The organism is Thermobifida alba (assembly GCF_023208015.1).
Taxonomy (GTDB): domain Bacteria; phylum Actinomycetota; class Actinomycetes; order Streptosporangiales; family Streptosporangiaceae; genus Thermobifida; species Thermobifida alba.
On the sequence record NZ_CP051627.1, the window covers coordinates 2,932,267 to 2,958,043 of the forward strand.

General features: G+C 72.7%; 19 protein-coding genes. 7 read left to right on the forward strand and 12 right to left on the reverse strand.

What is annotated here, in order from left to right:
- Window positions 1–80 precede the first annotated feature (80 nt).
- Window positions 81–1,559 carry a cation:proton antiporter gene (locus FOF52_RS12930; protein WP_248593974.1) on the reverse strand — a complete coding sequence of 493 codons (1,479 nt, stop codon included), beginning with the start codon at window positions 1,557–1,559 and terminating at the stop codon, window positions 81–83.
- Between the two features lie 216 nt (window positions 1,560–1,775).
- Here FOF52_RS12930 and cofD point away from each other — a divergent pair, with 216 nt between their 5' ends.
- Together cofD and FOF52_RS12940 are read left to right on the forward strand one after the other, a co-directional pair.
- Complete coding sequence (gene cofD, locus FOF52_RS12935; RefSeq protein WP_248590220.1) at window positions 1,776–2,744, forward strand: 2-phospho-L-lactate transferase; 969 nt, start codon at window positions 1,776–1,778, stop codon at window positions 2,742–2,744.
- On the forward strand, window positions 2,741–4,012 hold the full coding sequence (locus FOF52_RS12940; protein ID WP_248590221.1) for a coenzyme F420-0:L-glutamate ligase: 1,272 nt from the start codon (window positions 2,741–2,743) through the stop codon (window positions 4,010–4,012). The genes cofD and FOF52_RS12940 overlap by 4 nt, the downstream gene beginning before the upstream one ends.
- Window positions 4,013–4,139: 127 nt before the next feature.
- Here FOF52_RS12940 and FOF52_RS12945 read toward each other — a convergent pair whose 3' ends face one another.
- Complete coding sequence (locus tag FOF52_RS12945) at window positions 4,140–6,788, reverse strand: bifunctional FO biosynthesis protein CofGH (protein WP_282573458.1); 2,649 nt, start codon at window positions 6,786–6,788, stop codon at window positions 4,140–4,142.
- Window positions 6,789–6,913: 125 nt separating this feature from the next.
- Window positions 6,914–7,615 carry a class I SAM-dependent methyltransferase gene (locus FOF52_RS12950; protein WP_248590222.1) on the reverse strand — a complete coding sequence of 234 codons (702 nt, stop codon included), beginning with the start codon at window positions 7,613–7,615 and terminating at the stop codon, window positions 6,914–6,916.
- A 166-nt stretch (window positions 7,616–7,781) separates the two neighbouring features.
- Between FOF52_RS12950 and FOF52_RS12955 the strand changes: the two genes are divergently transcribed.
- Window positions 7,782–8,717 carry a lysylphosphatidylglycerol synthase domain-containing protein gene (locus FOF52_RS12955; RefSeq protein ID WP_248590223.1) on the forward strand — a complete coding sequence of 312 codons (936 nt, stop codon included), beginning with the start codon at window positions 7,782–7,784 and terminating at the stop codon, window positions 8,715–8,717.
- Window positions 8,718–8,720: 3 nt separating this feature from the next.
- On the opposite strand, the gene FOF52_RS12960 is transcribed toward FOF52_RS12955, so the two are convergent.
- The 3 genes from FOF52_RS12960 to FOF52_RS12970 are packed head-to-tail and all read right to left on the reverse strand — an operon-like array spanning window position 8,721 to window position 12,786.
- On the reverse strand, window positions 8,721–9,815 hold the full coding sequence (locus FOF52_RS12960; protein ID WP_248590224.1) for a glycosyltransferase family 4 protein: 1,095 nt from the start codon (window positions 9,813–9,815) through the stop codon (window positions 8,721–8,723).
- A gap of 11 nt (window positions 9,816–9,826) precedes the next feature.
- Entirely contained in the window at window positions 9,827–10,744 is a 918-nt protein-coding gene (locus tag FOF52_RS12965) for a glycosyltransferase family 2 protein (protein WP_248590225.1), read from the reverse strand.
- Between the two features lie 26 nt (window positions 10,745–10,770).
- Window positions 10,771–12,786, reverse strand: coding sequence for a hypothetical protein (locus tag FOF52_RS12970; protein ID WP_248590226.1), 2,016 nt, complete (start codon window positions 12,784–12,786; stop codon window positions 10,771–10,773).
- Between the two features lie 174 nt (window positions 12,787–12,960).
- On the opposite strand from FOF52_RS12970, the gene FOF52_RS12975 reads away from it, so the two are divergent.
- Both FOF52_RS12975 and FOF52_RS12980 read left to right on the forward strand, forming a co-directional pair.
- Window positions 12,961–13,758, forward strand: coding sequence for a TIGR03089 family protein (locus tag FOF52_RS12975; protein ID WP_248590227.1), 798 nt, complete (start codon window positions 12,961–12,963; stop codon window positions 13,756–13,758).
- A 22-nt stretch (window positions 13,759–13,780) separates the two neighbouring features.
- Window positions 13,781–15,214 (forward strand): LCP family protein, encoded by a 1,434-nt coding sequence (locus tag FOF52_RS12980; RefSeq protein WP_248590228.1) that lies wholly within the window; start codon window positions 13,781–13,783, stop codon window positions 15,212–15,214.
- Between the two features lie 85 nt (window positions 15,215–15,299).
- Here FOF52_RS12980 and FOF52_RS12985 read toward each other — a convergent pair whose 3' ends face one another.
- Together FOF52_RS12985 and FOF52_RS12990 are read right to left on the reverse strand one after the other, a co-directional pair.
- Entirely contained in the window at window positions 15,300–17,477 is a 2,178-nt protein-coding gene (locus FOF52_RS12985) for a glycosyltransferase (protein ID WP_248590229.1), read from the reverse strand.
- A gap of 91 nt (window positions 17,478–17,568) precedes the next feature.
- A complete protein-coding gene (locus tag FOF52_RS12990) occupies window positions 17,569–19,263 on the reverse strand; it encodes a hypothetical protein (RefSeq protein ID WP_248590230.1) in 1,695 nt (564 codons plus the stop codon).
- 570 nt (window positions 19,264–19,833) lie between these two features.
- Here FOF52_RS12990 and FOF52_RS12995 point away from each other — a divergent pair.
- Together FOF52_RS12995 and FOF52_RS13000 are read left to right on the forward strand one after the other, a co-directional pair.
- Window positions 19,834–21,153, forward strand: a complete 1,320-nt coding sequence (locus FOF52_RS12995; RefSeq protein WP_248590231.1) for a nucleotide sugar dehydrogenase — start codon at window positions 19,834–19,836, stop codon at window positions 21,151–21,153.
- Between the two features lie 255 nt (window positions 21,154–21,408).
- Window positions 21,409–22,023, forward strand: coding sequence for a malonic semialdehyde reductase (locus FOF52_RS13000; protein WP_248590232.1), 615 nt, complete (start codon window positions 21,409–21,411; stop codon window positions 22,021–22,023).
- Between the two features lie 90 nt (window positions 22,024–22,113).
- Here the strand turns inward: FOF52_RS13000 and FOF52_RS13005 are convergent, their stop codons facing one another.
- The 4 genes from FOF52_RS13005 to FOF52_RS13020 form a co-directional block, all read right to left on the reverse strand.
- Window positions 22,114–22,944 (reverse strand): glycosyltransferase family 2 protein, encoded by an 831-nt coding sequence (locus tag FOF52_RS13005; RefSeq protein WP_248593857.1) that lies wholly within the window; start codon window positions 22,942–22,944, stop codon window positions 22,114–22,116.
- 292 nt (window positions 22,945–23,236) lie between these two features.
- Complete coding sequence (locus FOF52_RS13010) at window positions 23,237–24,007, reverse strand: CDP-alcohol phosphatidyltransferase family protein (RefSeq protein ID WP_248590233.1); 771 nt, start codon at window positions 24,005–24,007, stop codon at window positions 23,237–23,239.
- Window positions 23,985–25,034: an iron-containing alcohol dehydrogenase family protein gene (locus tag FOF52_RS13015; RefSeq protein ID WP_248593858.1), complete on the reverse strand. Its 1,050-nt coding sequence runs from the start codon at window positions 25,032–25,034 to the stop codon at window positions 23,985–23,987. Before FOF52_RS13015 ends, FOF52_RS13010 begins: the two co-directional genes overlap by 23 nt.
- A 5-nt stretch (window positions 25,035–25,039) precedes the next feature.
- Window positions 25,040–25,771, reverse strand: a complete 732-nt coding sequence (locus FOF52_RS13020) for a phosphocholine cytidylyltransferase family protein (protein WP_248590234.1) — start codon at window positions 25,769–25,771, stop codon at window positions 25,040–25,042.
- Between the last annotated feature and the right edge of the window lie 6 nt (window positions 25,772–25,777).

Sequence of the window (25,777 nt, forward strand, 5' to 3'; positions counted from 1 at the left end):
ACAAACAAGATTCCGAGTCTGATCACACGGCTCCAGGGGATTACCTCGTCCTTTTCGTCGGTGTTCGGGGGGAAGGGGGGTCAGGACCGGTTGTCGTCCCGGTACTGCCCGGACCACGGGTCACCGGTCTCCGTTCCGGAGCGCTGCTGGTCAGCGGGGTAGCCCCCGGAGGGGGAGGAAGGCGCGGCGTAGCCGCCGGTCCCGTACTGCCCGGGGTCGGCGTAGGGCTGGTTCCCGCCGCTCTGGCTGTCCGCCACTCCGGTCGCGGGCTGCGACCAGCCGTGCTGGATCGCTTCCTGGGCGGCACGCTCCTCGGAGCGGGCGTCCTCACCCGCCGCGTAGGAACCGCCGGAGGAGTCGGAGACCGCGGGCTGCACCAGGGTCGCCTCGGAGTCGCCGGCGGTGTACCCGGCCTGCTGGTACTGCTGGCCGTAGGCCGACTGGTCGTAGCCCGACGCAGCCTGCTGCCCACCGCTCTGCGAGTAGGCCGCCTGCTGCTGGTCGTACCCCTGCTGGTACTGCTGGCCGTAGGCCGACTGGTCGTAGCCCGACGCAGCCTGCTGCCCACCGCTCTGCGAGTAGGCCGCCTGCTGCTGGTCGTACCCCTGCTGGTACTGCTGACCGTACGCCGACTGGTCATAGGCCGACGCAGCCTGCTGCCCACCGCTCTGCGAGTAGGCCGCCTGCTGCTGGTCGTACCCCTGCTGGTACTGCTGACCGTAGGCCGACTGGTCGTAGCCCGACGCAGCCTGCTGCCCACCGCTCTGCGAGTAGGCCGCCTGCTGCTGGTCGTACCCCTGCTGGTACTGCTGACCGTAGGCCGACTGGTCGTAGCCCGACGCAGCCTGCTGCCCACCGGTCTGGGAGTACCCCGCAGCCGCCTGCTGCTGGTCATAGCCCTGCTGGTACTGCTGGGCGTACGCCGACTGGTCGTAGCCCGACGCAGCCTGCTGGGCCTCGCCCTGCGCCGTTCCGGCCTGGGCGTAGGCGTCGGCGCCCTGCTGCCAGGTACCGGTCTGCGTCGCTCCGGGCTGGGCACCGGTGACGTATCCGGGCTGCTGCTGCCCGAAGGCCGGCTGCGCGCCAGTCGCGGGGTAGGCCGGTGCGGCGCTGCGGGGGACCAGGTTGGGGTCGCCGAAGACCCGGATCAGGAACAGCCCGGCGAAGACCACCACCGTCAGGTAGGCGCCGATGGTGAAGAAGTGCTGGAAGGCGTTGGCGAGGCTGTAGTCGCCGTAGGCGACGAAGCCCATGATGAGCGAGATGACGCCGAAGAGCGCACCGATACCCAGTTCGATCATCGCCATCATCACGATGCCGAAGGTGCGCGGCGAACGGTTCGGCCCGGTCAGCACGAGCGCCACGGCGGCCAGGATCAGCGCGACCGTGCCGGGCCCCACGACGGTGGTGCCGATCCCCGCGAACCGTGTGGACGTGTCGTCCCCGAACGAGCTGCCGCCGAAGACGTAGATCAGTGCGCCGAGCAGGATCGCGGCCACGGCGCCGAGGAGCGCCCAGGCGGCCGGCTCGCGCAACCGTTGGATTGATTCGTTGTTCAAGAGAGGTTCCCCTCCGCAGGCTGCTTCTTGTCGCGTCGGTGGAAGCTTTGCATATCGCTGGTGTGCCTCGGGAATTCAGACGGGAAGGTCTCGCGGGAGGCCACGATCCGACCGCCACCCGACATGCCACACATGTCCGTGTGTCCGCCAGTGACCGCGCGGGCACGCGGCACCGGGGGGCGCGGCGCACGTTCCCAGACTGCCAGACTTGACCTTATGCGGATAGTCGTACTGGCTGGCGGCATCGGTGGCGCACGGTTCCTCCGAGGCCTCAAGGACGCCCTTCACAACCGTGCTGACCAGGCCGAACCCCAGCACTCCATCACAGTGATCGGAAACACCGGGGACGACATCACTCTTTTCGGTCTGCGGGTCTGCCCCGACCTGGACACGGTGATGTACACCCTGGGCGGCGGGATCAACGAGGAGCAGGGCTGGGGGCGCGCCGACGAGACCTTCTCGGTCCGTGAGGAACTCAAAGCCTACGGCATGCAGCCGCAGTGGTTCGGCCTCGGGGACCGGGACGTGGCCACCCACATCGTGCGGTCCCAGATGCTGGCGGCCGGATACCCGCTCTCGGCGATCACCGAGGCGTTGTGCGACCGCTGGCAGCCGGGGGTGCGGCTACTGCCGATGACCGACGACCAGGTGGAGACGCACGTCCTCGTGGCGGACGGCTCCGGCCGCCGCGCCATCCACTTCCAGGAGTGGTGGGTGCGCCACCGTGCGCAGATCCCCGCGGAGTCGTTCGTGAGCGTGGGCGCCGACTCGGCCACGCCGGCGCCGGGGGTGCTGGAGGCCGTCGAAGAGGCCGACTTCGTCCTGCTGCCGCCCTCCAACCCCGTGGTCAGCATCGGTTCGATCCTCGGCATCCCGGGTATCCGGGATGCGGTGGCGGCCAAGACCGTGGTCGGGGTCTCCCCCATCATCGGTGGCGCCCCGGTGCGGGGCATGGCCGACGCCTGCCTGCGCGCGATCGGCGTGGAGACCAGTGCCCGGGCCGTGGCCGAGCACTACGGGCCCGAGCTGCTCGACGGCTGGCTCGTGGACGAGGCCGACGCCGGTGTCGTGGTGGAGGGGGTGGAGGTGCGCGCCTTGCCGCTCTACATGAGCGATCCGGAACGCACCGCGGCCATCGCGCGCGCCGCCGTGGAACTCGCCGTCGAACTGGGGGAACGATCATGATCACGATCCGGGGGATCGAGGGGCTGCCCGAGGTGCGCCCCGGGGACGACCTCGCCGCGCTGATCGCGGAGCGGGCGGAGCTCGCCGACGGTGACGTGCTCGTCGTCACCTCCAAGGTCGTCAGCAAGGCCGAGGGGCGTCTCCGGCGGATGGACCGGGAGGCGGCCGTCGACGCCGAGACCGTCCGTGTGGTGGCCCGCCGGGGCGGCACGCGCATCGTGCAGACCCGCCACGGCCTGGTGATGGCGGCGGCCGGGGTGGACTCCTCCAACGTGGCCCCGGGGCACGTGCTGCTGCTGCCCGAGGACCCCGACGCGTCGGCGCGGCGCATCCGCGCGGGACTGCGCGAACGCCTGGGGGTGCGGGTCGCCGTCATCATCTCCGACACCTTCGGCCGCCCGTGGCGGGTGGGGCAGACCGACATCGCGATCGGTGCCGCCGGGATCGCCGCCCTGGAGGACCTGCGGGGACAGCGCGACACCCACGGCAACGTGCTGGAGGTCACGCTGAACGCGGTCGCCGACGAGATCGCCTCCGCCGGAGAGCTAGTCAAGGGCAAGACGTCGGGGGTTCCGGTGGCGGTCGTCCGCGGACTCGGCCACCTGGTCACCGACGGCGACGGCGACGGAGCGCGCGTCCTGGTGCGCCCCGCCGACGAGGACCTGTTCCGCTACGGCTCCCGGGACGTGCTGCACGCGCGCCGCACCATCCGCGAGTTCACCGACGACCCGGTGGACCCGGAGGCGGTGCGCCGCGCGGTGGCCGCCGCGATCACCGCGCCCGCCCCGCACCACACCACGCCGTGGCGGTTCGTGCTGGTGGAGTCCGCCGCCGAACGCAAGCGGCTGCTGGACGCGATGCTGGACGCCTGGGTGGCGGACCTGCGCTCGGACGGCTTCTCCGAGGAGCGCATCGCCCGGCGGACCCGGCGCGGCGACGTGCTGCGCCGCGCCCCCTACCTGGTGGTGCCGTGCCTGGTGGCGGACGGCGCGCACTCCTACCCGGACGAGCGCCGCTCCGCCGCGGAACGCGCCATGTTCCTGGTGGCGATGGGCGCGGGCGTCCAGAACCTGCTGGTCGGCCTGGCCGTGGAGGGGCTGGGCTCGGCGTGGGTGTCCTCCACGATGTTCTGCCCCGACGTGGTCCGCGGGGTGTTGGGGCTGCCCGAGGACTGGCAGCCGATGGGGGCGGTGGCGGTCGGGCACCCGGCGGCCCCGCCGAAGGACCGTCCGCCCCGCGACCCGGAGGCGTTCATCGAGGTGCGGTGACCCGCGGAAGGTCGCGTGACCGCGCCCGCGCCCCGCGCTCGGGGGCCGCGTCCGCCCCGGTCCGGGCAGTCGTGCGCACCGCGGGGCGGTCCCGCCGGGAGGGGTCGGGACCGCCCCGAAGCCCCCGTCAGACCACGGGCAGGCGGGGGCGGCGCAGGCTCGCGGCCACGCCGTCGTTGGCCTCGGCCACGGCTCGGCGCTCGGCGGGCACCTCCCGGTAGAGGGTGTCGCGTTGGCGCAGCGGACGCCCGGTCGGCGCGACCATGGCGCGGATGTCGCTGATCGTCTTGAACGAGCCGTTGTCGGAGCCCGCCATGCGGCTGATGGTCTCCTCCATCAGGGTGCCGCCGACGTCGTTGACACCGCCGCTGAGCAGTCGGCGGCACTGCTCCTCCGACAGCTTCACCCACGAGCACTGGATGTTGTCGACCGCGCCGTGCAGCAGCAGCCGGGCCAGCGCGTGCACCGCCCGGTTCTCCCGCTCGGTGGGGCCGGTGCGCGACAGTCCCGCCAGGTAGATGGGTGCGTTGGTGTGCACGAACGGCAGCAGCACGAACTCGGTGAAGCCGGGGCGGCCGTTGCGTTCCAGCGAGCGCTCCTGCAGGGAGCGGATGAGCCGGATGTGCGCCACCCAGTGCTCCGGGGTGTCCACGTGTCCGTACATCATCGTGGACGTGGTGGGGATGCCCAGGTCGTGCGCCGTGGTGATGACGTCGATCCACTGCGCGGCGGGCAGTTTGCCCTTGGTGAGCACCCAGCGCACGTCGTCGTCGAGGATCTCCGCGGCGGTGCCGGGCAGCGAGTCGAGGCCGGCCTCGCGCGCCCGCAGCAGCCACTCGCGTACCGGGAGGTCGGTGCGGGCCGCGCCGTTCATCACCTCCATCGGACTGAACGCGTGGACGTGCATGTCGGGAGTCCGCTCCTTGACCGCCCGGGCGAGATCGAAGTAGGCGGTGCCGGGCAGGTCGGGGTGGATGCCGCCCTGCATGCACACCTCGGTGGCGCCCGCCTCCCACGCCTCCGCCGCCCGGTCGGCGACCTGCTCCAGGGAGAGGGTGTAGGCGTCGGCGTCGGTGCGCCGCTGCGCGAAGGCGCAGAACCGGCAGCCGGTGTAGCAGACGTTGGTGAAGTTGATGTTGCGGGTGACGACGAAGGTGATGTCGTCGCCGACGGTGTCGCGGCGGACCCGGTCGGCCAGGTCCGCGAGCGCCTCCAGTTCCGGGCCGTGCGCGTACAGCAGGGCCAGGGCCTCGTCGTCGGTGAGGGCGGCGGGGTCGTCCTCGGCGCGGCGCAGCGCGGCGCGGACCTCCGGGTCGAACCGGCGGGGCGCCCCGGCGCCGAGCGCGGGCCGGGCGATGCGTTCCCGCAGCTCGGACCAGTCCCCGTAGACGGCGTCGAAATCACCGCGCCGGTCGCTGCTGCGGCCCTCGGTGTCCACCTCCACGTGCAGTTCAGTACGGCCCGAGGCGGCCATGCCGGCCTCGGGCTCCTGCCAGGGGCGTCCGGTGACGACGGCGTCGGCGCGCGCCAGCCCGGTGTCGGGGTCGGCGAGCGCGGCCACGTGCCCCAGCAGGCGCGGGTCGATCCACGGTTCGCCCTGCCGCACGTACTCGGGGTAGACGGTGAGGCGTTCCCGCAGCGTGAAGCCCGCCTCGGCGGTGCGTTCGGCGAGCGTGTCGATCTGCGGCCAGGGGCGTTCCGGGTTGACGTGGTCGGGGGTGAGCGGGGAGACGCCGCCCCAGTCGTCGATGCCCGCGCGCAGCATCAGCGCGAACTCGCCGTTCCCGCCGTCCTGTGCCGTCCCCCCTTCGGTGATGAGGTTGGGCGGGGCCTGGATGCGGGCTCCGGGCCCCAGCACGACGCGGGTGACGGCGATGGTGGCGGCCAGGTCGGCGAGTTCGGCGTCGGGCCGGTCGCGCATCGCGGTGTCCGGCTTGGCACGGAAGTTCTGCACGATGACTTCCTGGATCGCCCCGTACTCGCGGGCGGTCCTGCGGATGGCGAAGATCGACTCGGCGCGTTCGGCGAGGGTCTCGCCGATCCCGATGAGGATGCCGGTGGTGAAGGGGACGGTGGAGCGTCCGGCGTCCTCCAGGACGCGCAGCCGCACCGCGGGGTCCTTGTCGGGGCTGCCGTAGTGGACCTGTCCGCGTTCGGTGAACAGCCGCGTGGACGTGGTCTCCAGCATCATGCCCATGGACGGGGCGACGGGCTTGAGGCGCTGGAAGTCGCTCCAGGTGAGCACCCCGGGGTTGAGGTGCGGGAGCAGTCCGGTCTCCTCCAGGACCAGGATGGCCATGGCGCGCACGTAGGAGAGGGTGTCGTCGTAGCCCTGCTCGTCCAGCCAGCGCCGGGCCTGCGGCCAGCGGTCCTCGGGCCGGTCTCCGAGAGTGAACAGCGCTTCCTTGCAGCCGAGGGCGGCGCCCTCGCGGGCGATGGCGAGGACCTCGTCGGGAGAGAGGTAGGGGGCGGGCAGTTTCGCGGGAGCGGTGGCGAAGGTGCAGTAGTGGCAGCGGTCCCGGCACAGCCGGGTCAGGGGGATGAAGACCTTGCGGCTGTAGGTGATGACGCCGGGGCGTCCGGCCGCGGCCAGGCCGGCGTCACGGACGCGGGAGGCGTGGTCGAGCAGGGCCTCCAGGTCGTCGCCGCGGGCGTGCAGCAGGACCTCGGCCTCGGTCAGGTTCAGCGGTTTGCCGTCCCTGACCCGGGCCAGCGCGCGCCGCATGGCGGCGGCCGAGGGGACCGCTTCCTTGTTCCCGTTTCCAGAACCACTCATGGGCGCACAATACGCGTCGGCCTCCGCGTCCGGGGCCGCGGACCGCTGGTGTGTCCTGTTTCGGCTCGCGCGGCGTCGCCGGTCCTGCCCTATCCGTGATCATGGTTGGCGGTCCGGGGGCCGTCTCAGCGCCTGCGGGCCCGCAGCAGCACGATGCTGCCCCGGGTGTTGGGGTGGCGGCGGTCGCTCAACGCCACCAGGGGGATGAGCGGGGCCGCGGCGTTGAAGCCGATCCGGCCGCCGTGGGCCGACAGCGTCAGGTAGGTGCGCTCGGCGGCGCGGGACCGGAACTGGTAGCGGTGTTCCAGCACGTCGAGCCCGCACCCGTCGAGCAGTGCCCGCAGCGTCTCGTGGGTGTAGGTGCGCTGGACGTGGTAGCGGCGGCGGTGCGCGTCGAACAGGTGCGGCCACTCGCCGCGCCGGGACAGGCAGTCGGCGGACATGACGAGGTCGCCGCCGGGTTTGAGCACCCGCGCCATCTCGCGCAGCGCGGCGGGGCCGTCGTCGAAGTGCTCGACCGCGCAGACGGACATGACCTTGTCGACGCTGGCGTCGGCGAACGGCAGCCGCAGCGCGTCGCCCTCGACGAGCGCCGGGGCGTTGGCGAGCCGCCGCCCGCGCAGCATCTTGTGCCGGGCCAGGTCGAGGGAGACGGCCCGCGCGCCGCGCCTGCGCGCCCGCGCCGCCCAGTAGCCGTCGCCGCCCGCGACGTCGAGCACCACCTGCCCGGTCAGGTCACGGCCGAGCCAGCGCAGCAGGGTGCCCGCCTCCCGGTAGCGGCACACGTGGATCTGGTGGCCCGCGAAGGCCACGGCGTCGGTGAGCACGGCCCCACCCTAGCGCCGGACGGGGGTGCCCCCCGTCCGCGGGAGGCGCGGCCCGGTCGGAGTGGGAGCCGCTCTGCTCCGCGCGGAGCCCGCGGGCCCCCTTCGCACCGCGGTCCCGGCGTACGGCGCACCGCCGCGGCGGGACGGGACGCCTTAGGCTGGCCGGGTGGTGAGCCGTCTCCGTGTCCGCCGGTGGGTGCGCGTCGTCGTCGTGCTGCTCGTCCTGGGCTGCGCCGGTCTGGCGCTGCGCGCCCGGTGGCAGGAGGCCGGGGCCGCGCTGGCCGCCCTGTCTCCGTGGACGGTCGCGGGGGCGCTGGCCGCCGCGATGGCCGGACTCGGCGCGCAGCTGCTGGCGTGGCGGGCGCTCCTGGCCGACCTGGGCTCGCCGCTTCCGCTGCCGGTCGCCGCCCGCGTCATGTTCGTCGGCCAGCTCGGCAAGTACCTGCCCGGGTCGGTGTGGGCGTTCGTCGCCCAGGTGGAGCTGGCCCGTGACCGCGAGGTGCCGCGCCGCCGCGGAGCCGCCGCCACGGTGTTGGCGGTCGCGGTGACTCTGGTGGTGAACCTGCTGGTCGCGGCGGTACTGCTGCCGCTGGCCGCCGCGGAGGCGGCACAGCGCTGGTGGTGGGTGCTGGGCTGCGTGCCGTTCCTGCTGGCCGTCCTGCACCCGCGCGTGGTGACGTGGCTGCTGCACCGGGCGCTGCGCCTGGTCGGGCGGCTGCGCGCGGACGCCGACCCGGAACTGGACCGGCTGGGCGGCCGCGGCATGGCCGCCGCCGTCGGCTGGTCCCTGGCCTCCTGGGGGCCCCTCGGTGTCCACGTGTGGCTGCTGACGGCCGGGGTGGGCGGCGGCTGGGACTCGTGGGCGGCCGCCACCGGCGGCTACGCCCTGGCCTGGACGCTGGGCGTGGTGGCGGTGTTCGCGCCCGCCGGGCTGGGGGTGCGCGAGGCCGTGCTGGTGGCCGCGCTGGCGCCGGTGCTCGACCCCGGTTCGGCCCTGGTGGTCGCCGCCCTGTCCCGGCTGGTGATGACCGCCGCCGACGTCCTGTGGGCGCTGCTGTGCCTGGCCGTCGTGCGCTCCCCCGCCCTCCCGGGCCCGCGCTGAGCGCTACCGCGCGTCTCCGGTCAGGGCCGCCAGGTACCGGTCCCAGTAGGGTTCCGCGTCCACCGGCCGCACCCCCGCCCGCAGGGCGTCGAGGCGGCCGGGCGCGTAGCAGTCCGCAATGGCCCGCGCCAGGTCCGCCGGGTCGTCGGGGGCGCACAGCAGTCCGTCCACACCGTCGTGTACGTGGTCGGGCAGGGTGCCCACGCGGGTGGCGATGACCGGCAGACCGTGGGAGTGGGCCAGCCACACGTTCTGGGTGGCGGTGGCCGACCGGTAGGGCAGCACCACCGCGTCGCACTCGGCGAACAGGCCGGGCAGTTCCTCGGCGGGCACGTACCCCTCCCGCCAGTCCACCCGATGGGCCACGCCCAGCCGCTCCGCCAGCGTCCGCAACGGTGCCGAGCCGCCCCAGAACTCGCCCGCCACGGTCAGCGCCACGTCCGGCGGTCCGGCTGCCAGGGCACGCAGCAGCACGTCCACCCCCTTGTAGGGGCGGACGATCCCGAAGAACAGCAGTCGACGCCGCGTCCCCGCGGGCCGCGGCCGGCGGGGCCCGGTGTCGGGCAGGTGCGGGGGCAGTTCGGCCGCGCGCACCGGCGGAGGGCCGCCGCGCAGCAGCCGCTCGGCGAGCGCGCGCTGCTGCGGCGAATGGGTCAGGACCCCGTCGGCCCGGCGCAGCAGCCGCCGCATCAGCGCGGCGTCGCAACGTCCCCGCTCGTGCGGCAGCACGTTGTGGCAGAGCGCGACCAGCCGCGCCGCGTTGCCGCATCCGGCACGCAGTCCCAGGTAGGCGGGCACCTGCACGGGAGAGAAGACGGCCAGCACCACCAGGTCGGCCTCCCGGCCCGCCCGACGGCCCACCCGGTGCCAGCTGTCGGGACGGTACCAGGCGAGGTCACGGCGGGTGTGCGGGTAGAGCGGCCCCTCCGGTTCGGCCACGGTCTGGCGGCCCGGGTACAGCGCCGCCGGATACTGGGCCCGCCACGACTCGATGACCACGCGGTGTCCGGCGGCGGCCAGCCGGTGGGCCAGTTCGGTGGTGTGCCGGGCGCCTCCGCCCTTGTACGGGTGGGCCGGGCCCACCAGGGTGATCCGCATGTCCCTCCCGGTCAGGAGTCGCGCGAGCGTACGATCAGGTCGGCCAGCAGCGCCATCGACGCGATCATCAGCCCCGTCATGAGCAGCATGATCGTGTTGTTGCGGATGTAGACCGGGTTGGTGGCGAGATCGTAGACGACCTTGAGCGCGCCGATGCCGAGCAGCCACAGCGCGGGCGGCATGAGCACCTTCAGCGGGTTGAAGTACACCACCATCCGCAGCACCTGGAGGATGTAGCGGTAGGCATCGCGCACCGGGTGGAACTTGGAGCGTCCGGCCCGCCTGGCGTAGCTGATCGGCTCGTAGTGGATGGCGTGCTGGTTGGACAGGAACGCCAGGGTGATGGTGGTGACGCAGGAGAACCCGGGCGGCAGCAGCCTCAGGTAGGGCAGCGACACCTCGCGGCGGAACGCGCGCAGGCCCGAGTTCAGGTCGGGGATGCGCGTGTTGGTGAGCGTCTCGGCGAGTTTGCGGATCAGCCACTTGGCGGGCACCCGCAGCACCCTGTGGCGGCCCATCTCCTGGTCGCGTGCGCCCACCACCTGGTCGACGGTGTCGTCGGTGAGGAGGATCTCCACCAGGTCGGGGATGCGCTCGTTGGGGTAGGACATGTCCGCGTCGGTCCACACCACGATCTCGCCGCGCGCCCGTTGGGTGCCGATCCGGCGCACCGTTCCCGACCCGCCGTTGGTGGCGAACGCGATGACCCTCAGGTGCGGGAAGCGGGCTTCGGCGGCACGCAGCCGGGCGAGGGTGTCGTCGGTGGAGGCGTCGTCGAAGGCCAGCAGTTCGTAGGAGTACCCGCTGGCGTCCATCGCCGCACAGATCCGTTCGACCTCGGCGACCACGTGGTCCTGCTCGTTGTAGCAGGGCAACACGATCGTGACGCGGGGGGCGGCGGTCCGGGGACCCGGGGTGGTCTCACTCACGGTGCGTTCAGAATACCGGGGCCTCCTCACGGTCGGGGGATGACGGCGATCCACATGTCCCCGTTGAACCGCCACGCCCCCGCCGGCGGCTTCATCAGGGTGCTGGGGTCCTGGTCGGTGTGCACGTCGAACGGGTGTGTCGGTTCGACTCCGGGCGGCAGGTACGGCAGCAGCACCTCGGCCCGGTCGGCAGCCAGCACCGCGTCGCGGCCGCGGGCGTGGACCTCCCCGATGATGCGGTGCACGGTTTCGGGGGCGGGCGGGTTCACGTACGCCGTGGGCACCCCGCACATGCCCCGGACGAGCTGCATGAACTTGCTTGCGGTGTTGGGTTCGACGATGAGCACGCTGGCGGGGGCGGGGATCTCGGCGCAGGTCTGCCGGGTGGCCGCGATCGACCCGACGTCCATCCGGTAGGTCATGATCCCGGTCGCCGTGACGGCGGTGGGCAGCAGCAGCGCCGCGGCGCCGAAGACGGCCACGGTGGTCCGCAGCCACCCCGGCCACGGCTGCGGGCCGTCCCGGGTGCGACGCCGGGTCCAGGCCAGGAAGTAGACCGCGAACAGGACGAACGCCGGGAGTACCAGGGTGACCAGGCGGCGGCTGGCCCACGGGTGGTCGGGGGTGATGGCGGGGCGCAGCAGGGTGGTGGTGACCGTCCAGGCCAGCACCATCAGCACCAGCGTCCACTTCGGGTCGCGGCGCAGTGCCGTGCGGCGCACCAGCAGGGCGACGCCGGCTGTGGCCAGCAGCACGGCGGCCCAGCCGACGTACCAGCCGACCCAGTGCAGGCTCATCTCCTCGTAGGTGCGGTCGGCGTCCACGGCCAGCCCCTCGATCTGCTGGACCTGTCCGATGTAGACGCCGGTGGCCTCGTCCCCGTGGCCGCGCTGGGTGAGCACCAGCGGGCGCAGGGCGATCACCGCCACGGCCGCGACCACGAGGACCGCGAGGGCCGTGGGCAGCCAGGCGGGACGGTCCAGTCGGGGAAGGCCGCGCCGCCACAGCAGGAGCACCCCCGCCGCGGTGAGCCCCGCCACGGCTGCGCCGATGAGCAGCAGCGGGTTGAGCGAGTCGGCGAGGTAGTCCAGGTAGGGACGGGAGTAGCCGAAACCGGCCACGGCCCCGTAGGCGGCGCCGACGGCCAGCCCCGCGCCCAGCGGCACGGCCTCGCGGCGCCGGGCGAGCAGCAGCAGTCCCACGAAGGCCACGACCGGCAGCAGGTCGCGCAGCGCGTCGATGCGCACCAGCAGCCCCAGTCCCAGGCTCAGTCCGGCGGCCAGGGCGAGCGTGTGCCCCGCCGACCAGCGGCCCCGGGCCCCGCGGGTGAGGGCGTCGCAGGCGAGCACGAGTCCGCCGAGCAGCAGCACCTGGGCCACCGGTTCGCTGTAGGTGGAGCGGCTCACCCACTGCTGGGGCAGGCACACCGCGAGCACGAGCGCGGCCAGCGGCGCCCAGCGCGCGCCGACGAGCCGGGCGGCCAGCCCCGCGAAGGTCAGCACGGCGAGGGCGCCCGCGAGCGGCGGGGCCAGGACCATGCCGTGCAGGCCCGCGGCCCAGAAGCCGAGCGTGTACACCAGGGGCGCACCGGCCAGGAACTGCGGCCAGACCACGTCGTCCACCTGGTAGTAGGCGAGGCTGTCGTAGGTCAGCACGGGGTCGTCGCCGGCGATGAGCTCCCGCTGCTGGGGGATCGGCAGGAACCCGTTGTCGGCGATCCACGCGGTGTACTGGGCGTAGGAGGCCGCGTCGCGTCTGATGACGAGCTGTTCGGAGTGGTAGGCGAGCTGGACCGCGGCGAAGGCCGCGGTGACCAGCAGCACCAGCAGCAGCGGCCACCAGGGCGTGTCGTCGGTCTCCGGGGCGAGCCGGGGGAGCAGGGCCAGCGCCGCCGCGACGGCGGGCACGCCCAGCAGCAGCCCGGTCAGCGGGCTGAGCTGGCCGAGGCAGAGCAGCGGGAAGGCGACCAGCATCCAGGCCGCGACGGCCACGACCGGGGCGAGGGTGACCCGAGCGAGGAGGGAGCCGGGAGACAGACGCATGAGGGCAACGATGCCAGGTCCCCACCCCCGCGGCACAGGGTCCGGAGTCTTTCTGTGGACAACCCGGCAGCGGCCGCCCCGCGTGTCCACGGCACCGGCGCTCCGCCCGCCGGGGGATCCGCCGCGTGGGTAGCATGTGCCCCGATTCGCAGTCGAGCACGAGAGAGGTCCGCCGTGTCAGCGCGCACACCGGGAGAGCTGTGGCTGGCGGCCAGGAGCGTGGACGCCGCCCGTCCCTTCCTCACCTCCTACGATCCGGACTCCGACGTCCGGGTGGAGATGTCCTTCGCCACCTTCGACAACTGGGTGGCCAAGACCGCCAACATGCTCGTGGACGGGCTGGGCGTGCTGCCCGGGGAGCGGGTGGCGCTGGCGCTGCCGCTGCACTGGCAGAGTCTCGCCTGGGCGGTGGCGTGCTGGTCGACGGGGACGACCGTGGTCCTGGCCGGGGAGGAGGTCCCGGAGGCGGACGTCGTGGTCGCCGACGCGGCCCGGCTGGAGGAGGCACTCGACTCGGGGGCGCGCGAGGTCGTCGGGGCCTCGCTGCACCCGCTGGGCCTGCCGATGGGCGACTGCCCGCCCGCCGCCACGGACTACACGGCGGAGGTCCGCGGGTACGGCGACCGGTTCTCCCCCGTGCGCGTCGACCCGCACGCCGCGGCCCTGGTGAACGGCGAGACCGTCCGCACGGGGGCCGAACTGCTGGAGCGGGGCCGACAGGCCGCGCACCGCGGCGGGCTGACAGCCGAGGACCGAGTGGCTATCATCACTTCCGGATTCGCCCCTCTTGCGGCACTCGGGGATGACCTGTCCCAGTTCTTGGGTGTGCTGTCGGCTGTCTCCGCAATCGTGCTCATCCCGAGCCGGGACTCCACTACGCTGCAATCGCGACTCGGCATGGAGCACGTGACAGCAGTCATCGGTGATCCTCCCACTCTGTTGTCGCAGACCGACCTCAGGTCGCTTTCCTGACGCCTATTCCCCCTGGTGTTCGATGCCGAAGAGATTCCCCTCCCACAGATCCGCGGGATCGCGCGCCGTCCGGCGCGGTCTCGGTCTCGGCGGCTGGGTCGCCGTCGGGACGACGGCCCTCGTCATCGGCAGCAGCCTCACCGCCTACGGCGCCTACTACGACATCTACGGCAACATCAGCCAGGAGACCGTCGACACCGACGCCTGGGACCGGCCGACCAAGGTCGAGGGCGCGATCAACATCATGATCATCGGCTCCGACGTGCGCAGCGGCGACAACGCCGAGTACGGCGGCGAGATCGAGGGCGAGCGCCCCGACACCCTGCTCATCGCGCACATCTCCCCCAACCACGACGGCGCGGTCCTGATCAACCTGCCCCGCGACTCCGTCGTGGACATGCCCTCCTGCGAGCCCAACGGCGACCGCCCGGGCATGGATGCGCACCGCGGCATGATCAACTCCGCGATGAACTACGGCGGGGTGCAGTGCCAGTGGAAGGTCGTGGAGCAGCTCACCGGCATCCACATCGACCACTTCGTCAGCGTGGACTTCACCGGGTTCAAGGAGATGGTCGACGCCATCGGGGGCGTGGAGATGTGCATCCCCGAACCGGTCGACGACCCCAAGGCCCACCTGACCCTGGAGGCGGGCGAGCAGACCCTCAACGGCGAGCAGGCCCTGGGGTACATGCGTTCCCGCTACGGCCAGGGCGACGGCAGCGACCTGAGCCGCATCGACCGCCAGCAGGTCTTCCTCGGCGCCATGCTGCGCAAGGTCATGAGCGGCGAGATCATGTCCAGTCCCAGCAGCATCTACTCCTTCCTCGGCTCGGTCACCGACTCCATCACCGTCGACGACCAGTTCACCGTCGACAAGATGACCGACATCGCCATCCAGATGCGCGAGGTCGACCTGGGCAACATCAAGTTCCTGACCGTGCCCAACGGGGCCCATCCCGACGACGAGAACCGGGTGGCCTGGACCCAGCCCGACGCCGACCAGCTGTTCCAGGCCATCGCCAACGACACCCAGATCGTCGAGGACGAGCCCGAGGAGGACGAGGCGGAGGAGAGCGCGGAGGAGGCCCCCACGGTCGACCCCTCCCAGGTCTCCGTCGAGGTCATCAACGGCACCGACACGCCCGGACTGGCCGGGACCGTCGGCACCGAGCTCCAGGGGAAGGGGTTCGTGCTGGCCGGCACCGGCAACCCGCAGGGCTCGGTCCCCGGGCGGACCACCGTCTACCACGGCCCCGGCATGGAGGCGCACGCCAACACCGTGGCCGCGCAGCTGAAGAAGGCGGTGGTCGAGGAGAGCCCGCTGCTGGGGTCGACGGTGCAGCTGGTGATCTCCGCCGACTGGGACGGTCTCAAGGGGGACTCCTCCTCGTCGTCCACCGAGGTCCTGGACAGCATCGACGCCAAGACCGCCGAGGAGACCGAGAGCGCCTGCTAGGGGTGCCGTACCGCCCGGTGCGGCACCCGGCGGTCGGCGCGCCCCCCGTCCCGCACGCCGTCGGCCGCGTCCCGCGCCGGCCGTCTCACGGGCCGTCCGGCGCGGGGCGCTCGTCCGCCACGATCAGCCGGACCCACTGCTCCAGCACCTGCGGCAGCGCGTACCGCTCGGCGATCTCGGCACGGGCCGCGGCGCGCTCCGCGTCGAAGCGGTCCCCGGTGACGACGGCGTGCACGGCGTCGGCCATCGCCGTGACGTCGCGGTGGATCCAGCGGGGCGAGTAGACGGTGTCCGCGCCGGGCCAGTGCCACACCACGGGCACGCTGCCCGACGCGGCTCCCTCGGCCGCGGCCCGGTGGAAACTCTCGTCGTCACCGGTGGACAGGATGAAGCCGACCCGGCGCAGCCACGCCGCGACGTCGGGGCCGTAGGGGTCGAACACCACCGCCTCGGCGAGCCGTCCGGACCGCTGGATGCGCCGGTAGGCGTGCTCGTAGTGGGCGCGCTCCTCCGGACGGTTCCACACCCACCAGTAGTCCCACGGCTGCCGGGTCTTGACCGCCAGCGTGTAGCGGGGGTCGCGGCCGCGCAGCTCGGTGAGCACGTCCAGGGCCCGGTCCAGTCGCTTGCGGGACGGGACGGCGCCGAGCACGCCCAGCGTGTACCGGGCGCCTTCCAGTTTGGGGCGGGACAACTGCGCCACGTCGATCCCCTCGGGCAGCACCACCATCTGGTCGGCGGGCCAGCTGGCGTGTTCGCGGGCGCGTTCCGCGTAGTGCCGGCTGACGCAGACGACGGCGTCCACCTTCTCGATGTCGAGGCGGCGCGGCCACTCGGTGGCCAGTTCGAACCGGTGCAGCCGCACCAGCAGCCGCTGCCCGGACCGCTTGTGCCGGGCGTAGAACAGCGCGTGCGGGCCGCACCACTCGCAGACCACCACGTCGGCCCAGGCGGCCAGCTCCCGGCTGAGGTACTGGTCGTGGGTGTGCGGCCCCTCCCACTCGTCCAGGCGCAGCTCCACGCCGGGCAGACCGTCCAGGTGCCGGATGAGGGGGTCGAGTCCGGTGAGGTCGGGGCCGGCGACCGCCACCTTCAGCGGCAGGCGCGGGTTGGTCCCCCGCGGCGCGGGCGGCAGGGCCGTACGCAGCAGCGAACGCAGTGTCTCCACGCCCCGGTCGGGGGTGAACCGGGCGGCCGCGGCCGCGCAGCGGGCCGCCGCCTCCCGGTGGACCTCCGGCCGTCCCGCCCGTTCCAGTGCGGCGGCCGCCCCCTGGGGGGCGGGGTCGGCGTACAGGGGGTAGTCGGCCCCGAGCAGCTCCTCGTACAGCGGGGTGCGGTTGACCACCACGGGAATCCCCAGTGCGCCCGGTTCCAGCGCGGTCAGCGCCGGGGCCAGCGCGGCGTCGGAGTCGTGGCGGTGCCAGGACAGGGCGACGTGGCAGTCGGCGAGCAGCCCCAGGGCCTCCTCCCGGGAGCGGCCGCCGTGCCAGACCACGTTGGGGGTGTGCTCCAGCGCCTTGGCCGCACGCCGCGTCCACTCCGGGGACCCGCGGCCGAGGGCGCCGACCACGTGCAGTTCGGCGGGGACGCCGCGGGCGGCGAGGAGCGCGGGCAGCTCGGTCATCTCCGGGACGTTGCGGGACTCCGTGAGCGAACCGGCGTAGCCGACGCGCAGCGGCACGCCCGGCCCGTCCGCGGCGGGTCGGCGCGGCGCGGTGAGCGCCGGGGGCAGCAGCACGGCGCGACCGCAGGCGGCGGGGACGTTGGACTCCAGGAAGCAGCGCAGCTCCTCCCCCGCGCACAGCAGGAACCGGGAGGCCAGCGCGATGTCGGTGAGTTCCGAGACCACCCCCGGGGTCATCCCCGCCAGGGTGGGCGGGATGTCGTCCACGCAGGTCCACAGCCGTCCGGCGAGGGCCTCGGAGTGGGCGGCGACCACGGCGGTGCGCCGTCCGCGGAGCACCACGAGGTGGAAGCGCCGCTCGGCATCGATCCGGGTGATCAGTTCCACGGCCTGCTCCGGCGTGAGCCCCTGGGGACCGGGGTCGACGCGGTGCCCGCCCTCCTGCGGGTGGCGCACCGTGACGTCCGACGTTCCCGCCAGGGCCGCGGTCAGGCGGTCCGTGGCCGGCCTGCTCCTCAGCAGGAGCATGGTGGAACATCCGGCCGCCGCCAGCGCCCGCGCCATGGACTGTGCCCACACCGCGGCCGCGTCCAGGGAGTCGGGGTCGGCGTCGCCGTAGACGAGTGCGCGGATGCTCACGTGCTTCCTTTCTGCGCCTCGCGGGGATGCGCCCTGTGGTGGCCGTCGCTGTCGGCCCCGTCGGCGCCCGTCGCTGCCTCCCAGTGTGCCGTCAGCCGGCGTGTGCGTGGTCCGGCGCGGCGCCCCGTTCGGTGGGGCGGGGCTCGCCGAGGGCGAGGAGGCGGGCGCCGTGGCGGCTCCAGACCCCGGGGTGCAGGCCCCTGCGGACGAGGTCGCGGCGGGCGAGGAACGGACGCACCTCGGTGACGAACACGTACTCCTGTCCGGCGGCGAGCCACCCGAGGCCGGTGCCGTCGGCGCGTGCTTCCCCGGTTCCGCCCGCGACCACGGCGGGTCCGACGGCGTCGGCGCCGGAGCACTCCGCGGCGCACAGGGCGTCGACCAGGAAGGACTCTCCCGAGGGACGGTCCCACAGCGCCGTCCACGGTGCGGTGGCGGCTTCGGCGAGCCGGGCCCACTCCGCGGACGACCGGGGCTCCCCGGGGGCGGCGTCCGCCGTGCGCACCGTGAGGCCGCGGTCCCGGAGCCGTCGGATTCCGGCGAAGTCGGCGTGGGAGGCGGGCACGACGATCTCGGCGGGCAGATGCTGCTGGCGGAACATGTCGTCGGCCAGGGCCAGCGACTCGGTGTCGTCGAAGGGGCTGGCCAGCACGGCGACGGCGCGGTGGGCCAGCGGCTGGGTCCGGGTTCCGCCCCCGGGCAGCAGCCGCACCCGGCCCAGCAGGTCCGCCAGGAGCACGGGGGTGGCCCGGGTCAGGAAGAGGGAGCGCAGGACCAGGCGCAGTTCGCCGGGGGTGAGGGGGCCCTCCGCGACGGCCTGGGCGAGGTCGGCGTCCGCGGTGGCGGTGCGGGCCGCGGTGGCCGGCAGTCCGGGGCCGGGGGAGCCGTCGGCGATGAGGACCCGGGTACCGCAGGCCAGGGCCCGGTCGGCCAGGGCCGGGGTGTCCACGACCGCGACCGCGGCGGCGCGCAGGGTCTGGGGCAGGTCCTCCCAGTGGACGTCGGCGTGCAGTGCCCCGCCGTCGGCCGCGACGAGGGGGTGCGGGGGACGGCCGGTTCCGCAGACGCGCACCGGGGCGGCCGCGCGTTCCGGTTCCGCGGCGATCGGGTTGTAGCGGTGCAGGGGAACCCCGAGGTCGCCGTCGTGGACGTGGTCGAAGCCGAGTCCGGCCAGGGCGGGGGCGGCGGGGGCGTCGCGGACGAGGACCGACGCCACGCCGCGGGCGGCGGCCGCCTCCAGCACCCAGCGCAGCGCCCTGGTGCGGTCCACCGCGGCGGGGTCGCCCAGGTGCGCCCACGGGCTGCCGGGACGGGCCGCCGAGGCGGTGACCAGCACCAGGTCGACATCGGCGGAGTCGAAGACGACCTGGACGTCGTGGGGGCGCAGCGGAATGGTCCGCGCGTACGGTTCCAGGGCGGCGCGGGCCTCGGCCGAGAGCACCCCGGCGACGACGATCCGCTCGTCCCCGAAGGCCGGTTGCCCGGCCAGCAGCCGGGCCTCCTGGCGTTCGGTCTCGTAGGAGCGGACCGGTTCGGGGGTGCGCGCCTTCCGTTCCGTCCGCTCGCCGGGCCGACCGCTGCCCCGCCACAGCCGGTACAGTTCCCGCGGCAGGCTGACCAGTCCCCGGGCGGGCCGCCGGGCGGCTCCGGCGAGTGCCCGGCCCACCTGGAGGGAGGTCGAGCCCTCCAGGGCGGCCAGGCGGGCCTGGACCTCCTGGAGTTGCGCCTCCCGCGCGGCCAGCGCCCTGCGGAGTTGCTCGGTCTGGCTCTGCTCACGCCGCTTCATAGTCCGTCCTCCCGGCGCGTTCGCACCTGCGGGGCCCGTGCGGACGCCACCTCTTCCCCTCCCCCACGTTGGCGAACGCGGATGAACGGGTGATGAACTGGGCTCCACGCCCGACGGTCGCTTCGGCGTTCCGTGCCCGGACAGCCGAGGCGTCGGGCACCGCCATCGTAGTGCCCGCTCCGGTCCCGCCCGGGACGGCTCCTCCTCCGGCGCTCCGCGTGAATCGACGAGTGCAAACAGCAGCCCACCCTCCCCGGCGGAATCATTAAATTTGTCGATGACACCAAGACCGTTTCTTTGCCGATCCGGCAATTCGCCAATCTTCGTGGAATCGTTTTCCCATCACGGCTTCTCTCCCTCTCGCGCCGGAACGGGCGATATCATCATGCGCGCGCCGAGAGCAGCCCGCAGCCGCATACCCAGATATCGGCCACCCATGTCTCCAGGAACAAGAATGTCCTGATCAGGCCAGAGAGATATCGGAAGGCAACGCGGTACCAATCTCAGGCGTCTAGCTACCGGGAAAACGAACATCCCGCGAGCATGTTTTCCATATGAGGGAGATCAACTGTGGGCGTCTCGACCTACACCTCTGACCTGGTGGTCGTCGGCCTGGGATACGTCGGCCTTCCGTTGGCGCAGGAGGCTTCCCGGTCCGGGTTGAAAGTCACCGGACTCGACGTGAGCCAGCGCGTGGTCGACGGACTGAACGCGGGGAAGTCGCACATCGACGACCTCTCCGAGTCGGATATCGCGGACATGCGGATGGCCGGGTTCACCGCGACCTCGGACCCGAGCGTCCTGCGGCATGCCCAGACCATCGTGATCTGCGTTCCCACTCCCCTGTCGGAGGAGGGCTCCCCCGATCTCGGCGCGGTCACCTCCGCGGCGGAGGCGATCTCGGCCCACCTGTCCCCGGGAACCCTGGTCATCCTGGAGTCGACCACCTTTCCCGGCACCACCGACGAGGTGCTCCGCCCGATCCTGGAACGGTCCGGGCTGGTCGCGGGCCAGGATTTCCACCTGGCGTTCTCCCCCGAGCGGATCGACCCGGGCAATCCCCTCTTCGGGGTGTCCAACACCCCGAAGGTCGTGGGCGGCTACACCGACCTCTGCGGTGAACTCGCGGCGGCCTTCTACGGCAAGTTCGTGCGCACGGTGGTGCGGGCGCGCGGCACCCGGGAGGCCGAGATGGCCAAACTCCTGGAAAACACCTACCGGCACGTGAACATCGCCCTGGTCAACGAGATGGCGGTGTTCTGCCGTGAACTGGGCGTGGACCTGTGGGACGCCATTGCCTGCGCCGCCACCAAGCCGTTCGGTTTCCAGGCGTTCTACCCCGGTCCGGGGGTGGGCGGACACTGCATCCCCATCGACCCCAACTACCTTTCGTACAAGGTCAAGACCCTGGGGTACCCGTTCCGCTTCGTCGAACTGGCCCAGGAGATCAACACGCGGATGCCCGACCACGTGCTGCGGCGCGTCCAGGACATGCTCAACGACGCCGGGCTGGCGCTGTCGCGGGCCACGGTCCTGCTGCTGGGGGTCACCTACAAGGCGGACATCGCCGACCAGCGTGAGTCCCCCGCCCGCCCCGTGGCGGCCAAGCTCGCGGAGAAGGGCGCCACGCTGCTCTTCCACGACCCGCACGTCACCGAGTGGCAGGTGGACGGCTCCCCGGTGCAGCGGGTGCCCGACCTGGAGGAGGCGCTGGGCGAGGCCGACCTGACGGTCCTGCTCACCGACCACCGGGAGTACACGCCGGAGCTGCTGCTGAAGCGGAGCCGACGGCTGCTGGACACCAGGGGGGTGCTGCGCCGCGCCGACCACGACCTTCCGGAGGGCCGGCTCACCGCCCCGGTCTCCCGCGACGGGGTCCAGGTGCTTTGACCGTCGTCGACGGGTCGTGTCCTGTCCCCTGTTCGCTCCGGTCCCGTTCCCGGACCGCCCGTCGGCAGCGGCGCGGCGCTCCGGGAACGGGACCGGCCTGTGTGCACGGCCGCCCACCGGGCTGTGACCTCGGGGTCTGTGTGAGAGGAACCACCCGGAAGAACGGAATCCTTTCCGAGGAAGACAAGTTGCCCCTTACGGACCCGGCTTCCGAAGGCCGGGCGGATTCCTGTCACCGAACTTCCAGGAGAGACCGTGTCCCCGATCTCCGAGCCGCTGGAGCTTGCCAAGGACGCCCAGGACCTGCTGTTCCGTGAGGCGCGGACCGCGAACACCTTCGCCGCCGAGCCCGTGACCGAGGAACAGGTCCGCGCCATCCACGACCTGGTCAAGTACGCTCCCACCGCGATGAACGTCCAGCCGCTGCGCGTCGTCCTGCTGCGTTCGCGGGAAAGCCGGGAGCGCCTCGTGCGGCACATGGCCGAGGGCAACCGGGCCAAGACCCTCTCGGCTCCGCTCACGGCGCTCCTCGCCTACGACAGCGAGTTCCAGGAGAAGGCGGACCGGTTCTTCCCCGACCGCGCCCAGGGCATCCGGGAGATGTTCTCCGCTGACGCCGAGGCACGCGTGAACACCGCGAAGCTCAACGCCTCGCTGCAGATCGGCTACTTCCTCCTGGGGGTGCGCGCCGCCGGTCTGGCTGCGGGCCCGATGACCGGCTTCGACGCCGCCGCGGTCGACGCCGAGTTCTTCCCCGAGGGCCGCCACCACGTCCTCGTGGCGATGAACATCGGCAAGCCCGGCGCGGACCACCCGCAGTTCCCGCGGCTGCCCCGCCTCGACTACACGGACGTGGTGACCGAGCTCTAGGACCGCACCGCCACCGGCCCGGACGACACGCGGCCCACCCCGGGGATGGGGTGGGCCGCGGACGTGTACGCGGGCGTCCGCGCAGCGGACTCAGATGATCGGCGGCCGCCCGTCCAGGGTCATCCGCCAGGCGGTGGACCACCGGATCGGCCTGCGCCGCCCCGCGTCGGTGCGCCACCCCTCGCGGAACCCCGCGAACCAGGCGCGCAGCGCGTCGGCGGAGCGTTCCCGCAGCACCGTCAGCGCCACCCAGACCGCCAGGTAGACCACGGCCAGCGGCCACGGCAGGTTGCGCCGGGCCAGCCAGACCCGGTTGCGCGCGTTGAGCCGGTAGAAGTCGGCGTGCCGGGTCGGGGCGGTCGCCGGGTGGTACATGACCGCCTCGGCGTCGTACTCGATGTGGAAGCCCTCGTCCAGGATGCGCCAGGCCAGGTCGGTCTCCTCGTGCGCGTAGAAGAACTCGTCCGGCAGGCCGCCGCCCCGCTCGAATGCGGTGCGCCGGACCGCCGAGGCCCCGCCCAGGAAGGTGGTCACCCGGCTGGAGCGCCCCGGGTCGCCCACCCGCAGCCGGGGCACGTGCCGCCGCTGGTCGGGGCCGCCGTCGGGATCGGCGATCCGGAAGGAGAGCACCCCCAGGGAGGGGTCCGCCGCGAACCGGTCGTGCACGTGCCGCCCCAGGTCCCGGGACCGGTACCAGCCGTCGTCGTCGAGGAACAGGATGACGTCGCCGGTGCTGGCCCGGACGCCCTCGTTGCGTCCGGCCGGGATCCCGACGTTCTCGGGCAGTCGCACCGTGACCACCCGGTCGTCCAGTTCCGGCAGGTCCGCCCCGTTGCCGACGACGACCACCTCGATGTCGACGCCCTCCTGCTCGAACACGCTGGCGATGGCCCGGCGCAGTTCTGCCGGGCGGTTGCCCATCGTCAGCAGCACACAGGAGAGCCTCAACCGCTGTGTCCCTCCGCGTTCCGGAACGTCCTCGTCCCGCCCCTGTTCGGTCCGCGCGAACCCGTCGTAGGGGTGCTTGTCCTGGGGGGACGCGGCGGCCTCGCCGGACGCCGCGTCCTGCCGCGCCGTGTGCGGAGAGGAGACGGAACTGCTCATCGACAACCGTTCATCGAGATGTATGACAGGCCAACGGAATTCAACGGTCACATGAACCGGATAACGACCGTATCAATATCCGGAACCGGGAGGGGGGCGGTCGGGCGGTTCACCGCAGCCGGTTGGACGCCAGGATGCTCACCAGGTGCAGCACCGTCTGCACCGCCGCCACCGCGACGCACGCGGCCGTGAGCACCTGGGTGGCCAGCAGGTCGCCGCGGACCGCGTCCACCACCGCCGCCACCACGACCAGCAGCGACAGCTCCACCGCCTGGATGATGCGGTGGAACCGCAGCGCGGAGGCGACCGTCCGGGCCAGGCTCAGCCCGGCGGAGCGGGGCCGCAGCGCCTCCTCCGACACCTGCTCGCCCAGCCCCGCCTTGGCCCGGGCCACCACCACGTTGTCGGTCTCCGCCTTGATCAGCGCCGCTCCCAGCGCCGCGGCCAGCCCGGCGACCACCCAGCCCCCGGCGGCGAACTCCCCCTGGGCGCGTATCCCCAGCCCGATCAGCAGTGCCACCTCGGACAGGTAGTGGCCGATGCGGTCCAGGTAGACGCCGGTCACGCTGGTCCGGCCGGTGAACCGGGCGACCTCGCCGTCGGAGCAGTCCAGCAGCAGGTAGACCTGGATGAGCGCGGCGGCCAGCAGCGCCGACCACAGCCCGCCGAAGGCCAGCACGACTCCGGCGAGCACGCCGCAGACCATCATCAGGTAGGTGATCGGGTTCGGCGGCACGCCCAGGCGGACGAAGAACGTGCTCACGTAGGGCGAGAGGTCCCGCATGTAGAGGCGCCCCGCCCAGTGCTCCTCGTTGACCCGTTCCTTGATTCCTTCGGGCTGGCCACCGGCCCGAACCTCAGCGACCGAGGGCTTGGACATAGTCGCGAACGCTCCGCCTGATCTCGTCTTCGGAAAGGTTGAGGTGCTCCAGGATCGTATAGCGCCCCGGCCGTGTGGACGGCGCGAAGACCACGGCGCGCACGAACTGCTCCTCGTCCAGCCCCACGTCGGCGGGGACGGTCGGCAGTCCGTGGCGCTTCAGGCAGGCGTGGATGTCCCGGAGCTGCTGCTCGCCCTCGCCCAGGTACCGGGAGCGCAGGAAGAAGGCGTACAGCGTGCCCAGGCCGGCCAGCTCCCCGTGGTTGCTGGTGCCCGGGTAGAGCTGGTCGATGGCGTGCAGGACCTCGTGGTCGGCGCCGCTGGCGGGGCGGCTGGACCCGGCCACCGACATCGCCATGCCCGACAGCACGAGCGCCTCGGCCAGCGCGGTCAGGAAGTCCTGGGAGTCGACGGAGTCTCCGCGGTGCAGCACCGCCTCGGCCGCGACCCTGGCGAAGGTGACGGCCATGCCGTCCACCGGTTCGCCCTGCTCGGCGCCTGCCAGCTCCCAGTCGGCAATCGCGGACAGGTTGCTCAGCACGTCCCCGATGCCCGAGCGGACCAGCCGGTCCGGGGCAGCACGCACGTAGTCCACGTCCACCACCACCGCGATCGGCAGGGTCACCCCGTAGGAGCTCTTGCCGCTCTCGTGCTCCAGCGAGCTGACCGGGGAGGCGATGCCGTCGTGGGAGAGGTTGGTGGCGACCGCGATCATCGGGATCCCCGCCATGGTGGCGGCGAACTTGGTGACGTCGATGGTCTTCCCGCCGCCGATCCCGGCGACCGCCTCGTAGGCTCCGGCCCGCAGCTTCTTGCCGAGTTCGTTGGCGGTGTCCACGGTGCCGTCCTCGACCCGGAACACCTCGCAGTTGGGCAGGTCGAGTTCGGCGGCGATCTGGGCGCCCTGCCCGGGGCCGACCGCCACCGCGATCCGCCCCTCGTGGGCGATGCGCCGGTCGGCGAGCAGCAGCCCGAGGTCCGCGATCGCTCCGCGCCGCACGTCGATCGAGAGCGGCGAGGCGATCATCCGGGCTAGTAGCGGCATGCGATCTCCCGGGCGCGGGCCAGGTCGTCGTGGTTGTCCACCTCGACCCAGTCGACCTCGCCGATCGGCGCCACGGCGATCCTGCCGCCCCGGTCGACCAGTTCCTGGTAGCCGTCCTCGTAGTACAGCTGGGGGTCGCGTTCCCAGGTGGTGCGCAGCGCGTCGGCCAGGCGGCCGGCGATGCCGCCCTCGATGAGGGTGACCCCGATGTACTCGCCCGCGGCCGTCGCGGGGTCCATCAGCTTGGTGATCCGGCTGAGGTGCCCCGTCTCGTCCAGGGTCACCTTCATCTCCTCGTCGGCGAGTGTTTTCACGTTGTCCACCGCGAGGACGATCTCCGGTCCCCTGTTGGCGAGTAGTGTCTTCTCCACACCGACCGGGTGCACGGTGTCGCCGTTGACCAGCAGCACCCCTTCAGCGAAGTAGTCACGCGCGGTCCACAGCGAGTAGGCGTTGTTCCACTCCTCGGCCTTGTCGTTGAAGACCGTGGTGATCTTCACGCCGTGCCGGCGTTCCAGCGCCTCCCGGCGCTCCTCGACCGCCTCGGAGCGGTATCCGACGACGACCACCACGTCGGTGAGGCCCACTGCGGCCAGGTTGCGCAGTGAGATGTCCATGATGGTGGTGTCGCCGTCCACCGGCACCAGCGCCTTGGGCAGTGTGTCGGTGTACGGGCGCAGCCGGCGCCCCGCCCCCGCGGCGAGAATCATGCCGAGCATGTCGGC

Coding starts and splice junctions, on each gene's coding strand:
- FOF52_RS12970 (WP_248590226.1), bottom strand. CDS start 12,786: ATGCGTCTGTCTCCCGGCTCCCTCCTCGCTCGGGTCACCCTCGCCCCG.
- FOF52_RS12940 (WP_248590221.1), top strand. CDS start 2,741: ATGATCACGATCCGGGGGATCGAGGGGCTGCCCGAGGTGCGCCCCGGG.
- FOF52_RS13020 (WP_248590234.1), bottom strand. CDS start 25,771: ATGCTCGGCATGATTCTCGCCGCGGGGGCGGGGCGCCGGCTGCGCCCG.
- FOF52_RS12960 (WP_248590224.1), bottom strand. CDS start 9,815: ATGCGGATCACCCTGGTGGGCCCGGCCCACCCGTACAAGGGCGGAGGC.
- cofD (WP_248590220.1), top strand. CDS start 1,776: ATGCGGATAGTCGTACTGGCTGGCGGCATCGGTGGCGCACGGTTCCTC.
- FOF52_RS13005 (WP_248593857.1), bottom strand. CDS start 22,944: ATGGGCAACCGCCCGGCAGAACTGCGCCGGGCCATCGCCAGCGTGTTC.
- FOF52_RS12945 (WP_282573458.1), bottom strand. CDS start 6,788: ATGAGTGGTTCTGGAAACGGGAACAAGGAAGCGGTCCCCTCGGCCGCC.
- FOF52_RS13010 (WP_248590233.1), bottom strand. CDS start 24,007: ATGTCCAAGCCCTCGGTCGCTGAGGTTCGGGCCGGTGGCCAGCCCGAA.
- FOF52_RS12980 (WP_248590228.1), top strand. CDS start 13,781: ATGCCGAAGAGATTCCCCTCCCACAGATCCGCGGGATCGCGCGCCGTC.
- FOF52_RS13015 (WP_248593858.1), bottom strand. CDS start 25,034: ATGATCGCCTCGCCGCTCTCGATCGACGTGCGGCGCGGAGCGATCGCG.
- FOF52_RS12990 (WP_248590230.1), bottom strand. CDS start 19,263: ATGAAGCGGCGTGAGCAGAGCCAGACCGAGCAACTCCGCAGGGCGCTG.